14 protein-coding genes are annotated in these 12,439 nt (G+C 73.6%); all 14 read left to right on the forward strand.

The window, feature by feature from the left end; genetic code table 11:
• Positions 1–71 precede the first annotated feature (71 nt).
• The 14 genes from AB0N84_RS08965 to lgt all read left to right on the forward strand — a co-directional run bounded on the left by AB0N84_RS08965 (position 72) and on the right by lgt (position 12,405).
• Entirely contained in the window at positions 72–1,004 is a 933-nt protein-coding gene (locus AB0N84_RS08965; RefSeq protein ID WP_363545462.1) for a methionyl-tRNA formyltransferase, read from the forward strand.
• On the forward strand, positions 1,001–2,533 hold the full coding sequence (locus AB0N84_RS08970; RefSeq protein ID WP_363545375.1) for a transcription antitermination factor NusB: 1,533 nt from the start codon (positions 1,001–1,003) through the stop codon (positions 2,531–2,533). Before AB0N84_RS08965 ends, AB0N84_RS08970 begins: the two co-directional genes overlap by 4 nt.
• A 48-nt stretch (positions 2,534–2,581) precedes the next feature.
• Positions 2,582–3,241: a ribulose-phosphate 3-epimerase gene (rpe, locus tag AB0N84_RS08975; protein WP_069710804.1), complete on the forward strand. Its 660-nt coding sequence runs from the start codon at positions 2,582–2,584 to the stop codon at positions 3,239–3,241.
• 113 nt (positions 3,242–3,354) lie between these two features.
• The gene (locus tag AB0N84_RS08980; protein ID WP_058726551.1) at positions 3,355–3,618 is read left to right on the forward strand and encodes a phosphoribosyl-ATP diphosphatase; all 264 of its coding nucleotides are present in this window, start codon (positions 3,355–3,357) and stop codon (positions 3,616–3,618) included.
• Between the two features lie 75 nt (positions 3,619–3,693).
• Positions 3,694–4,533 carry an ATP phosphoribosyltransferase gene (gene hisG, locus AB0N84_RS08985; RefSeq protein ID WP_182047336.1) on the forward strand — a complete coding sequence of 280 codons (840 nt, stop codon included), beginning with the start codon at positions 3,694–3,696 and terminating at the stop codon, positions 4,531–4,533.
• Positions 4,530–5,327, forward strand: coding sequence for an imidazole glycerol phosphate synthase subunit HisF (gene hisF / locus AB0N84_RS08990; RefSeq protein WP_259346219.1), 798 nt, complete (start codon positions 4,530–4,532; stop codon positions 5,325–5,327). The genes hisG and hisF overlap by 4 nt, the downstream gene beginning before the upstream one ends.
• A gap of 25 nt (positions 5,328–5,352) precedes the next feature.
• Entirely contained in the window at positions 5,353–5,784 is a 432-nt protein-coding gene (hisI, locus tag AB0N84_RS08995; RefSeq protein ID WP_289458823.1) for a phosphoribosyl-AMP cyclohydrolase, read from the forward strand.
• Positions 5,781–7,325, forward strand: a complete 1,545-nt coding sequence (locus AB0N84_RS09000; RefSeq protein ID WP_363545382.1) for an anthranilate synthase component I — start codon at positions 5,781–5,783, stop codon at positions 7,323–7,325. The genes hisI and AB0N84_RS09000 overlap by 4 nt, the downstream gene beginning before the upstream one ends.
• Positions 7,322–8,083, forward strand: coding sequence for a Trp biosynthesis-associated membrane protein (locus AB0N84_RS09005; RefSeq protein ID WP_363545385.1), 762 nt, complete (start codon positions 7,322–7,324; stop codon positions 8,081–8,083). The genes AB0N84_RS09000 and AB0N84_RS09005 overlap by 4 nt, the downstream gene beginning before the upstream one ends.
• Positions 8,080–8,319, forward strand: a complete 240-nt coding sequence (locus AB0N84_RS09010) for a DUF6704 family protein (protein WP_182047340.1) — start codon at positions 8,080–8,082, stop codon at positions 8,317–8,319. The genes AB0N84_RS09005 and AB0N84_RS09010 overlap by 4 nt, the downstream gene beginning before the upstream one ends.
• Positions 8,320–8,330: 11 nt before the next feature.
• Positions 8,331–9,131 carry an indole-3-glycerol phosphate synthase TrpC gene (gene trpC / locus AB0N84_RS09015; protein ID WP_182047356.1) on the forward strand — a complete coding sequence of 267 codons (801 nt, stop codon included), beginning with the start codon at positions 8,331–8,333 and terminating at the stop codon, positions 9,129–9,131.
• A gap of 61 nt (positions 9,132–9,192) precedes the next feature.
• The gene (gene trpB / locus AB0N84_RS09020) at positions 9,193–10,407 is read left to right on the forward strand and encodes a tryptophan synthase subunit beta (RefSeq protein ID WP_289458821.1); all 1,215 of its coding nucleotides are present in this window, start codon (positions 9,193–9,195) and stop codon (positions 10,405–10,407) included.
• A gap of 35 nt (positions 10,408–10,442) precedes the next feature.
• A complete protein-coding gene (gene trpA, locus AB0N84_RS09025) occupies positions 10,443–11,207 on the forward strand; it encodes a tryptophan synthase subunit alpha (RefSeq protein ID WP_220456253.1) in 765 nt (254 codons plus the stop codon).
• 202 nt (positions 11,208–11,409) lie between these two features.
• Positions 11,410–12,405: a prolipoprotein diacylglyceryl transferase gene (lgt, locus tag AB0N84_RS09030; RefSeq protein WP_363545389.1), complete on the forward strand. Its 996-nt coding sequence runs from the start codon at positions 11,410–11,412 to the stop codon at positions 12,403–12,405.
• The last annotated feature ends 34 nt before the right edge of the window (positions 12,406–12,439 follow it).

A 12,439-nucleotide genomic window follows, 5' to 3' on the forward strand; every position in this document is an offset into this window, starting at 1 on the left:
CTCGCGGTCCGTCCGCAGCCGCACGACCGGCGCGTCGGTCGGACAGCGCGGACCGTGGGACGATGGAACCCATGCGCCTCGTCGTCGCCGGCAGCCCCGCTGCGGCCGTCCCCACCCTCCGACGTCTCGCGGCCTCGGACCACGAGATCGCGGCCGTGCTCACCCGTCCGCCGACCCCGCAGGGCCGGAAGCGCGTGCTCACGCCGACCCCGGTGGCGCAGGTAGCCGAGGAACTCGGTCTGCCCGTCGTCGAGGCCACCCGCGTCGACGACGTTGTGACCCGGCAGCTGGTCGACCTGCGGGCGGACCTCGGCGTGATCGTCGCCTACGGTGCGCTCCTGCGCCGCCCGGCCCTCGACGCCCCCCGGCTCGGCTGGGTCAACCTGCACTTCTCCGCCCTGCCCGCGTACCGCGGCGCCGCACCCGTGCAGCGCGCCGTGATGGCCGGCGACACCCGCACGGCCGCGACGGTGTTCCAGCTCGTCGAGGCCCTCGACGCCGGCCCGGTGTACGCCAGCGACCCGTTCGACATCGACCCCGAGGCCACCGCAGGCGAGGTCCTCGCCGCGATGGCCGAGACCGGATCCGGCACCGTCCTGCGCGTGGTCGACGCACTCGCGGACGGCACCGCGGTCGCCACGGACCAGGTCGGCGAGCCGACCACCGCGCCGAAGACGACCATCGCCGACGGGCACGTCGGCTTCGACCGACCCGCGGTGGCCGTCCACGCGCACCTGCGCGGGGTCACCCCCGAGCCCGGCGCGTACGCCCACCTCGGCGACCTGCGGGTGAAGCTGCTCCGCAGCAGTCGGTCGGGAGGCACGCCCTCCTCCGCCCCGCCCCTCGCCCCGGGCGCGCTCGGCCTGGTCGACGGACGCCTGGTCGTCGGCACCGCCGACGAGCCCCTGGCCCTGCTCGAGGTGCAACCCGCGGGGAAGAAGCCGATGGACGCCGCGGCCTGGGCCCGCGGGCTCGGTCCGCTCGACGGGAAGGTCCTCTCGTGAGCGGCACGCACGTCCGGCGCCCCGACGACCGCCAGCGCGGCCCGCGGACGGTGAGCGCGCGTCGGGTCGCCTTCGACGTCCTCCGTGCCGTGCAGGTGGACGACGCCTACGCGAACCTGCTCCTGCCGACCCGCATCCGCCGCGCCGGCCTGTCCGCCCGCGACGCCGCGTTCGCGACCGAGCTCACCTACGGCTCGATCCGGATGCTCGGCCGGTACGACGCGATCGTCGGCGTCGCGTCCGGCCGACGGGTCGACGACATCGAGTCCGACGTGCTCGACGTCATGCGTCTCGGCGTGCACCAGCTCCTCGGCATGCGGACGCCGACGCACGCCGCGGTGTCGGCGACCGTCGAGCTCACCCGTGAGGTCGGCGCCCGCCGGGCCACCGGCTTCGTGAACGCCGTCCTGCGCAAGGTCGCCGCGAAGACCGACGACGAGTGGGACCCCCTCGTCACGGCGGGCCGCGGCGGCGACGCCCTGCTCGCGACCCGGTGGTCGCACCCGGCGTGGGTCGTGGCGGCGCTCCGGGACGCCCTGGCCGCCGAACGCTCGCGCGACGAGCTCGCCGCGCTGCTCGCCGCCGACAACGTCGCGCCGCGCGTGCAGCTCGTGGCGCTGCCCGGGCTCGCGACGGACGACGACCTGCGGACCGCGGTGCGGCCGCCGGACCCGACCGCGGGCGACACGGACGCCGACGACACGGACTCCGACGACACGCGCGCCGACGACGCGGCGGGGGAGGAGCCTCCCGTCCGGGCCGCCGACGACGAGCCGGACGACCGGCCGGTCTCGCCGGTGGGCATCCGCGGGACGGCCGGCGACCCCGCACGCGTGCCGGGCGTCGCCGCGGGTCGACTCCGCGTGCAGGACGAGGGTTCGCAGCTGGCGGCCCTCGCGCTCACCCGCTCGTCCGACGTGCGTGCGGGGGAGCGGTGGCTCGACATGTGCGCCGGACCCGGCGGCAAGGCGGCCCTGCTCGCGGCCGAGGCCGCGCAGGCCGGCGCGACGCTCGTCGCCAACGAACTCGTGCCCGCCCGGGCCGGCCTCGTGCGGAAGGCACTCGCCACCGTGGCGGGCGACGACGTCGTGTCCGTCGTCGAGGGCGACGGCCGCCGGTTCGGCGGGCCCGGCGACGCGCGCTTCGACCGCATCCTGCTCGACGCCCCCTGCACCGGGCTCGGGGCGCTGCGCCGACGACCGGAGGCACGCTGGCGGAAGCAGCCGGAGGACGTCCCCGAGCTCGCGGCGCTGCAGGCGGAGCTGCTCGACGCCGCCGTCCGGGCACTCGCGCCGGGCGGCACGCTCGCGTACGTCACGTGCTCGCCGCACCTCGCCGAGACCCGCGGCCAGGTCGACGCCCTGATGGCGCGGCACGGCGACGTGCTCGAGCAGCTCGACACCGCCGGCGTCGTCCGCGCGGTCGCGGCGCGGGACCCGCAGGTCGCCGACGGTCGGACGGTGCAGCTGTGGCCGCACCGGATCGGCACGGACGCGATGTTCGTCGCGCTGTTCCGCCGGACCGCCTGACCCGCGTCCGTTGCGTCCTGCGAGGGGACGGATCGGTAGGGTTGCCGGGTGACGATCCGCATCTCGCCGAGCATCCTGTCCGCCGACTTCGCGAACCTCGAGCGGGAGCTGCACCGCATCGAGAGCGCCGACCTGGTGCACGTCGACGTGATGGACAACCACTTCGTGCCGAACCTCACGCTGGGCCTGCCGATCGTGCAGCGCCTGCAGGAGGTCTCGCCGGTGCCGCTCGACGTGCACCTCATGATCACGGACGCCGACACGCAGGCGCCGAAGTACGCCGAGACCGGTGCCTCGAGCGTCACCTTCCACTTCGAGGCCGCCGACGACCCGGTGGCGACGGCCGCCGCGATCCGGTCGAACGGTGCCCGCGCCGCCGTGGCCGTGAAGCCCGGCACGCCGATCACGCAGGTCCTGCACCACCTCGACGCCTACGACATGATCCTGCTCATGACGGTGGAGCCGGGCTTCGGCGGCCAGTCGTTCATGCCGTCCGTGATGCCCAAGCTCGCCGATGCCCGCGCCGCCGTGGACGCCTCGGGCCTCGACGTCTGGCTCGAGGTCGACGGCGGTATCGCGGTCGACACCGTGCCCGAGGCCGTGCGGAGCGGCGCCGACACGCTCGTGGCCGGCTCCGCCGTGTACGGCGGGGAGCCGGCGCAGCGCATCGCGGACCTGCGCGAGGCGGCCGCGGCGGCCCGCGCGTGACCGGCGTCGCAGGCCGACCGACGACCGACCCGGCCGACGAGGCGGGGTCGGGCAGTGCCTCCCGTCCGGACGGTGCGTCCGCCGGACCCGAGCAGGACGGTAGCCTGGTCCCCGTGAAGACGTTCGACGACCTGTTCGCAGAGCTGACCGAGAAGGCGCGCACGCGCCCCGAGGGCTCCGGCACCGTCGCCGAACTGGACGCCGGCGTGCACCAGATCGGCAAGAAGATCGTGGAGGAGGCCGCCGAGGTCTGGATGGCGGCCGAGTACGAGGGCGACGAGCGCACCTCGGAGGAGATCTCGCAGCTGATCTACCACCTCCAGGTGCTCATGGTCGCCAAGGGGCTCACCCCGGCGGACGTCTGGCGACATCTGTAGGCACCCGCCACGCGCGCTCCGGCGCCGTCGCGACCCGCAGCCGTCACCGACCTCCAACAGGAAGCAGACCCCCTGATGCTCCGCATCGCCGTGCCCAACAAGGGCTCGCTGTCCGAGACCGCCTCCGAGATGCTCCGGGAGGCCGGGTACGCCGGTCGCCGTGACCCGAAGGCGCTCCACCTGCTCGACGAGCGCAACGGCGTCGAGTTCTTCTTCCTCCGGCCGCGCGACATCGCGACGTACGTCGGGTCGGGTGCGCTCGACGTCGGCATCACCGGCCGCGACCTGCTGCTCGACTCCGGGTCCGCGGCGCACGAGGTCGACGCGCTCGGGTTCGCCGACTCGACGTTCCGCTTCGCCGGCACGCCCGGCCGGTTCACCGAGCTGCAGGACCTCGACGGCGTGCGCGTGGCGACGAGCTACCCGGGTCTGGTGGGGGAGTTCCTCGCCCGGCACGGGGTCACCGCGGAGCTCGTCAAGCTCGACGGCGCCGTGGAGAGCGCGGTCCGGCTCGGCGTGGCCGACGCGGTCGCCGACGTCGTCTCGACGGGCAGCACCCTCCGCGCGGCGGGCCTCGAGATCTTCGGCCCGGTCATCCTCGAGTCGACGGCACTGCTCGTCTCGACCGACGAGACCATCCCCGGCATCGACGTCCTCCGTCGCCGGCTGCAGGGCGTGCTCGTCGCCCGCGGCTACGTGATGCTCGACTACGACATCCCGACGGACCTGCTCGAGCAGGCCACCGCAGTGGCGTCGGGCATCGAGTCGCCGACGGTCTCGCCGCTGCACGGCCGCGACTGGTCGGCGGTCCGCGTGATGATCCCGCGCGAGGACGCCAACCTCATCATGGACGCGCTGTACGACCTGGGCGCCCGCGCGATCCTGGTCAGCCCGATCCACGCAGCACGCCTGTGAGCACCCCGACGACGGGAGCCGCCGGGATCGCCGGCGGCGTGTCCGTCCGGGTCGTCCCGTGCCTCGACGTGTCGGGTGGCCGGGTCGTGAAGGGCGTCAACTTCCTCGACCTGCAGGACGCCGGCGACCCGGTCGAGCTGGCCGCCCGGTACTACGAGCAGGGTGCGGACGAACTGACCTTCCTCGACGTCGGTGCCACGGTCGAGAACCGCGCCACCATGTACGACACCGTCACGCGCACGGCCGAGCAGGTCTTCATCCCGCTCACCGTCGGCGGCGGCGTCCGGAGCGTCGACGACGTCTCGCGCCTGCAGCAGTGCGGTGCGGACAAGATCGGTGTGAACAGCGCCGCGATCGCGCGCCCGGCCCTGGTCGGCGAGATCGCGGACCGCTTCGGGGCGCAGGCGGTCGTCCTGTCGCTCGACGTCAAGCGCAGCGACCGGATGCCCTCGGGCTTCGTCGTCACCACGCACGGCGGGCGCACGGAGTCCGACCTGGACGCGATCGCCTGGGCGCGCGAGGGCGTCGAGCGCGGCGCCGGCGAGCTGCTCGTCAACTCGATCGACGCGGACGGCACGAAGGAGGGGTTCGACCTCGAGCTCATCGCCGCGGTGCGCGCCGTGTCCCCGGTCCCGGTCATCGGGTCGGGAGGCGCGGGGCGCGTCGAGCACTTCGCCCCGGCCGTCGAGTCGGGTGCGGACGCGGTCCTCGCCGCGAGCGTCTTCCACCGGGGCGAGATGACCATCGGGGACGTCAAGGACGCGCTGCGCGCGGCCGGGCACCCGGTCCGCTGACCGTCCGCCGTAGGCTAGGAGCCTCATGACCGACAGCACCAGCACCAGCACGGACGCGGTCCTCGACCGCGCGCGGTTCGGTGCGGACGGCTTGCTCCCCGCCATCGTGCAGGAGGAGTCCACGAAGGACGTCCTCATGCTCGGCTGGATGGACCGGGAAGCCCTCCGCCGCACCCTCACCGAGGGACGGGTGACCTTCTGGTCGCGCTCCCGGCAGGAGTACTGGCGCAAGGGTGACACCTCCGGGCACGCCCAGTACGTCCGCGGGGCGGCGCTCGACTGCGACGACGACACCCTGCTCGTCACCGTGCACCAGGTCGGCGCCGCGTGCCACACCGGGGCACACCGCTGCTTCGACGTGGACCCGCTCGACCCCGTCACCGCGTCCGCACCCGGCGCGGCGCCGGACGCGACCGCCACCGCGGACGCGACCGCAGTGGTGGAGGGGACCCGATGAGCACCGCGACCCGTTCCGAGGAGCCGCGCACGACCTCCCGTCCGGAGTTCGACGGCCTGCTGGCCGACCACCGGGTCGTCCCCGTCGTCCGCGCCCTCTACGCGGACAGCGAGACGCCGGTCGGCGTCTACCGCAAGCTCGCGGACGGTCGTCCGGGGTCGTTCCTGCTCGAGTCCGCCGGTCAGGGCGGCCTGTGGTCGCGGTGGTCGTTCGTCGGCGTCCGGAGCTTCGGCGTGCTGACGCAGGAGGGCGACCGCGCCGCCTGGATCGACACCGGGATCCCGGCGTCCCGCGCCGTCGACTCGCTCGACGGCGCCCCGCTCGAGGTGCTCGCCCGTCTGCACGAGCGCTGGGCGACCCCCCGCGTGCCGGGGACGCCGCCGCTCGTCGGCGGGACCGTCGGCTTCATCGGGTGGGAGGCCGTGCGCCAGCTCGAGCACCTGCCGAGCGTGCCGCCCGCGGACTTCGACGTGCCGGGCCAGGCGCTCGCCTTCGTCTCCGAACTCGCCGCGCTCGACCACCGCACGGGCCTCGTCCTGCTCGTCGCGAGCGTGCTCAACGACGGCACGGACGAGTCCGACACGATGTGGCACGACTCCCAGGCGCGGCTCGACCGCATGCAGGCCGACCTCGTGCAGCCGAGCGCCGCGACCGTCGCCGAGGCGTTCGAGATCGCCGAGCCGACGCCCCGGCACCGGACCACGCCCGACGACTACATGGCGGCGGTCACCCGGTCGAAGGACTTCATCCGCGACGGTGACGTCTTCCAGGTCGTCATCTCGCAGCGGTTCGACCACGACGTCACGGCCGACCCGCTCGACGTCTACCGGGTGCTGCGGACCCTGAACCCGAGCCCGTACATGTACTTCCTCGCGCTCGCGGACACCGACGACGAGCGGTTCTGGATCGTCGGCGCGTCGCCCGAGGCGCTCGTGAAGGTGCAGGACGGTCGGGCGATCACGCACCCGATCGCCGGGTCGCGGCCCCGTGGCGGCACCCCGGTCGAGGACGTCCGCCTGGGCGAGGAGCTGCTCGCCGACCCGAAGGAGCGCGCGGAGCACCTCATGCTCGTCGACCTCGCGCGCAACGACCTGCAGAAGGTCTGCCGTCCCGGGACCGTCGCGGTCACCGAGTTCATGACCGTCGAGCGGTTCAGCCACATCATGCACCTGGTGTCGAGCGTCGAGGGCTCGGTCCGTCCCGGCGCATCGGCGATCGACGTGTTCCGGGCGACGTTCCCGGCGGGCACGCTGTCCGGGGCGCCGAAGCCGCGCGCGCTCGAGATCATCGACGAGCTCGAGCCGGCGAAGCGCGGCGCGTACGCGGGTGTGGTCGGGTACTTCGACTTCGCCGGCGACGCCGACCTCGCCATCGCGATCCGCACCGCCCTGATCAAGGACGGCGTCGCACGGGTGCAGGCCGGGGCCGGTCTCGTCGCCGACTCGGACCCGCACACCGAGCACGTCGAGGCCGTCAACAAGGCGGCCGCCCCGCTGCGGGCCGTCGCCACCGCCAACCGCATGCGCGAGGTCCGGTCGTGAAGCGCTCGCGGTCCCGTCCGCTCGTCGTCGTCGCCGGTCTGGCGGTCGCGGGCATCGTCATGCTCGCGTGGACGCAGACCTGGTTCACCGTGCACCTGCACGCGGGGACGGCGGTCGTGCCGCGCGTCGTCGCCGACGGTGCCGCGGTGGTGCCGCAGTACACGGCCCTCGCCATCGCGAGCCTGGCGCTCTTCCTGGCGCTGACGATCGCCGGACGGGTGCTCCGCGTCGTGCTCGCCGCGGTCGAGGTGCTGCTCGGCATCGCGGTCGTCGCGACCGGTGTGGGAGCACTGACCGACCCGGTGGGCGCGTCGAAGGGCGCCGTCGGCGAGGTCGCCGGCGTCAGCGACACCGCGGCGGTGCGCCAGGTGGTCGAGCGCGTCGACGTGACGGTCTGGCCGGCGGTCGGCATCGCGGGCGGGGTGCTCGCCGTGCTCCTCGGAGTGCTCGTGTTCGTCGTGCAGCGGTCGTGGCCGGGCCCGACGCGCAAGTACGCTGCCGCGACGGCGGGAGCGGCGGCGGACGCACGGGCCGCCGCGCCGCAGCACCGCGACGCGATCACCGACTGGGACGACCTGAGCGCCGGTGCCGACCCGACCGCGCCGGGCACCGTCGACACCGGGCCGGGCGCTGCCCGGCCGCGCGGGGGCACCGGCGGTCCGGACGGCGCGCTGGGGGAGTCGCCCACGGCCGACACGGTAGGATCGGACCGGCGCCGATCGGACGACGGTGCCGGAGCAGAACGAGGAGCACCGTGAGCAACACTGAGCCCGCAGAACTCGGCGAAGGCCACTCGCCCGCCGCCTGGACCGCCGTCGTGATCATGCTGATCGGGTTCGCGGCCGGGACGCTGTTCTTCTGGTTCGACATGGCGTGGGGCGTCTGGGCCTCGGCCGCCGTCGTGGTGATCGGGCTCGTCGTGGGCGCGGTCATGAAGCGCGCCGGCTACGGGGTCGACGGCCCGAAGTACGTCGCCAAGCACCACGCGGAGTAGTCGTGCCGAACGTGCTCGAGACCCTCGTCGCGGGCGCGCTCGAGGACGCCGCCACGCGTCGCCTCGACCGCCCGGTCTCCGACGTCGAACGCGACCTCGACCGGGTGGCCTCGCCGCTCGACGCCCTGGAGTTCCTGGCCCCCGGTGACCGGGTGAAGGTCCTGGCCGAGGTCAAGCGCGCGAGCCCGTCGCGCGGGTCGATGGCCGCGATCGAGGACCCCGCGTCCCTGGCCGCCGACTACGAGCGTGGCGGAGCCTCGACGATCAGCGTGCTCACCGAGGGACGGAAGTTCCTCGGGAGCCTCGCCGACCTCGAGGCCGTCAAGGCGCGCGTCGCCTTGCCGGTGCTCCGCAAGGACTTCATCGCGGACCCGTACCAGGTGCTCGAGGCCCGCGCTGCCGGTGCGGACCTCGTGCTCCTCATCGTGGCCGCGCTCGAGCAGCGGCAGCTCGTCGAGCTGCACGAGCTCGCCGAGCAGCTCGGCATGCGCGTCCTCGTGGAGGCGCACTCGGGTGACGAGGTCGCGCGCGGCCTCGACGCCGGAGCCCGCATCCTCGGCGTGAACGCCCGCGACCTCACCGACTTCTCGCTGGACCGGGACCTGTTCGGCTCGCTCGCCGACCGCATCCCCGACGGGGTCGTGCGCGTCGCCGAGTCGGCCGTGGCCGGTCCCGCCGACGTCGCCCACTACCGCGCAGCGGGTGCCGACGTCGTCCTGGTCGGGGAGGCGCTCGTCACGGGCGCCGACCCTGCCGCCACCCTCGCGTCGTTCATCGCCGCAGCGGACGGCCTCGGCCGCCCGCGCTCCTGACCGACCCGTCCCCACCGGCCGTCCCGCACCGGGCACGGCCGCACATCCCGGGAGACCCACCGTGACCTCACTCCGTGACCTGCAGGGCCCGTACTTCGGCGACTTCGGCGGACGATTCGTCCCCGAGTCGCTCGTGCTCGCGCTCGACGAACTCGAGACCGCCTTCCGCGAGGCCTGGGCCGATCCGGCGTTCCGCCAGGAGCTCGACGAGCTCCAGCGCGACTACACCGGCCGGCCGTCGATCATCACCGAGGCGCCGCGCTTCGCGAAGCACGCGGGTGGTGCGCGCATCATCCTCAAGCGCGAGGACCTGAACCACACCGGCTCGCACAAGATCAACAACGTGCTCGGGCAGGCCCTGGTCGCCAAGCGCCTCGGCAAGACTCGCCTCATCGCGGAGACCGGCGCCGGTCAGCACGGCGTCGCCACCGCCACCGCCGCCGCGCTGTTCGGCATGGACTGCGTCGTCTACATGGGCGCCGTCGACACCGAGCGCCAGGCGCTGAACGTGGCGCGCATGCGGCTGCTGGGCGCCGAGGTGATCCCGGTCGAGACCGGGTCGCGCACGCTCAAGGACGCCATCAACGACGCGCTCCGCGACTGGGTGGCGAACGTCGACTCGACGCACTACCTGCTCGGGACCGTCGCGGGCCCGCACCCGTTCCCGGAGATGGTGCGCGAGTTCCACAAGGTGATCGGGGAAGAGGCGCGCCAGCAGGTCCTCGACCGCATCGGTCGGCTGCCCGACGCGGTCGCCGCGTGCGTCGGCGGCGGGTCGAACGCGATGGGCATCTTCGAGGCGTTCCTCGACGACGAGTCCGTCCGCCTGCACGGCTACGAGGCGGGCGGCGACGGTCTCGAGACCGGTCGTCACGCGGCGAGCATCTCGCTCGGCCGCACCGGTGTCCTGCAGGGCACCATGTCGTACCTCATGCAGGACGAGGACGGCCAGACGATCGAGAGCCACAGCATCTCCGCCGGGCTCGACTACCCGAGCGTCGGCCCGGAGCACGCCTACCTGGCGTCGATCGGCCGTGCGCAGTACGAGCCGATCACCGACGCCGAGGCGATGGAGGCCTTCCGTCTGCTCGGTCGGACCGAGGGCATCCTGCCCGCCATCGAGTCGGCGCACGCCCTCGCGGGCGCGATCAAGCTCGGCAAGGAGCTCGGACCCGACGGCGTCGTGCTCGTGTCCCTGTCCGGACGCGGCGACAAGGACGTGGCGTCCGCCAGCCGCTACTTCGGGATCCTCGACGAGAGCGCGGTGCAGCTGTGACGAACCCCGGATCGACCCGATCGGTCGCCGCGACCATCGACACCGCCAACGCCGAGCGCGCCGGCGCCGTCGTCGGCTACCTGCCCGCCGGCTTCCCGGACCTGCAGACGAGCGTCGACGCGGCCGTCGCCCTCGCCGAGAACGGCGTCGACGTCATCGAGCTCGGCCTGCCCTACTCGGACCCGGTCATGGACGGTCCGGTCATCCAGCGCGCTGCGGAGGAGAGCCTGGCGAACGGCTTCCGGGTCGCGCAGGTCTTCGACGCCGTCGACCGGATCACCGACCGGGTCGACGTGCCGGTCCTCGTGATGACGTACTGGAACCCGGTGCTCCGCTACGGCGTCGACCGGTTCGCCGACGACCTCGTGTCGGCCGGCGCCTCCGGCCTCATCACCCCGGATCTCATCCCCGACGAGGGGCGTGCCTGGATCGACGCCTCCGAGCGGACCGGTCTCGACCGGGTGTTCCTCGCGGCGCCGTCCTCGACGGACACGCGGATGCAGCAGGCCGTCCGGTCGAGCCGCGGGTTCGTCTACGCGGTGTCGACGATGGGCGTCACCGGCGCGCGCGTCGGCGTCGACACCGCGGCCCGCACGGTGGTGTCGCGTCTGCGCGACGCCGGCGTGGAGCGCACCTGCGTCGGCCTCGGGATCTCGACGGCCGATCAGGTGGCCGAGGTGCTCGAGTACGCCGACGGCGCGATCGTCGGCTCCGCCTTCGTCCGTGCCCTCGCCGACCTCGGCGTCCAGGGGGTCGCGGACCGCGCGGCCGACCTGACCACCGGCGCTCGGCGCCGCTGACACAGCCAGCGCGCGGACGGGAGGCGCGGTGCAGGTGACCGGGGTCGGTCACCCGCACCGCGCCTCCCGTCGCATCCACGCCACAGTTCCCACAGGACGGGCGTCCGCGTTCCTGGCGGGCGCGGTTCCCGCGCTACAGTGAGCGGGGCCGACCCTCCAGCGGCACCGCGGCCGTCCAGCACCGAAAGGCGACAGCACCTCCATGCCCCTCCTGAGCATCCCGAGCCCGAGCACCGCGTGGCAGTACTTCGACCTGACCGCCTGGCTGCGCGACGTCTTCGGGTGGTCGCTGCCGCTCGACTTCCGCATCCACGCCTACGCCATCTGCATCCTGCTCGGCATCGTCGCGGCGGTCGTGCTGGCGAACCGTCGCCTGAACGCCCGGGGCGTCGAACGCTGGATCATCATCGACATCGCCATCTGGGCGGTGCCGGCCGGCATCATCGGTGGCCGCCTGTTCCACGTGTTCACGCACGTCAGCGACTACTTCGGTCCCGGGCGCGACCCGTGGTCGTTCCTCTACATCTGGGAGGGCGGCCTCGCGATCTTCGGCGCCCTGATCCTCGGCTCCCTCGGCGCCTGGATCGGCTGCCGCCAGGTGGGGCTGCGCTTCTCGACGCTCATCGACGCGATCGCGCCGGGCGTCCTGCTCGCCCAGGCGTTCGGACGGCTCGGCAACTACTTCAACCACGAGCTCTTCGGCATGCCGACGAGCCTGCCGTGGGGCCTGCAGATCGAGTCCACGAACCCGGCGTTCCCGAAGGGCCTGCCCGACGGCACCCTGTTCCACCCGACGTTCCTCTACGAGATCATCTGGAACGTCGTCGGCGTGGTCGTGATCCTGCTGCTCGACAAGCGCTTCCGGCTCCAGTGGGGCAAGGTCATGGCCCTCTACCTGATCTGGTACGGCACCGGCCGCTCGGTCCTCGAGTCGATCCGCGTCGACACGAGCGAGACGTTCTTCGGCGTCCGCACGAACGTCTGGATGTCCTTCGCGGCGATCCTGCTCGGCATCGTGATCTTCCTCGTGCAGACGCGACGGCACACCGGCGCCGAGCCGAGCCCGTACGTGCCCGGTCGCGAGCCGCGTCGGAGCACCGATGTAGACTCGGACGACACCTGGTCGGAACACGACGACGACGCTCCCGCGGCCGCCGCCGAGGCCGATCCGGTGCCCGCGACGGGCAGCGCTCGGTAGCACGCCGACCACGGGTGCGCACCGGTCCGGCCCC

It is taken from the genome of Curtobacterium sp. NPDC089185 (assembly GCF_040685235.1).
Classification (GTDB): Bacteria; Actinomycetota; Actinomycetes; order Actinomycetales; family Microbacteriaceae; genus Curtobacterium; species Curtobacterium citri.

Coding starts and splice junctions, on each gene's coding strand:
- hisG (WP_182047336.1), top strand. CDS start 3,694: ATGCTCCGCATCGCCGTGCCCAACAAGGGCTCGCTGTCCGAGACCGCC.
- lgt (WP_363545389.1), top strand. CDS start 11,410: ATGCCCCTCCTGAGCATCCCGAGCCCGAGCACCGCGTGGCAGTACTTC.
- hisI (WP_289458823.1), top strand. CDS start 5,353: ATGACCGACAGCACCAGCACCAGCACGGACGCGGTCCTCGACCGCGCG.
- AB0N84_RS09000 (WP_363545382.1), top strand. CDS start 5,781: ATGAGCACCGCGACCCGTTCCGAGGAGCCGCGCACGACCTCCCGTCCG.
- AB0N84_RS08965 (WP_363545462.1), top strand. CDS start 72: ATGCGCCTCGTCGTCGCCGGCAGCCCCGCTGCGGCCGTCCCCACCCTC.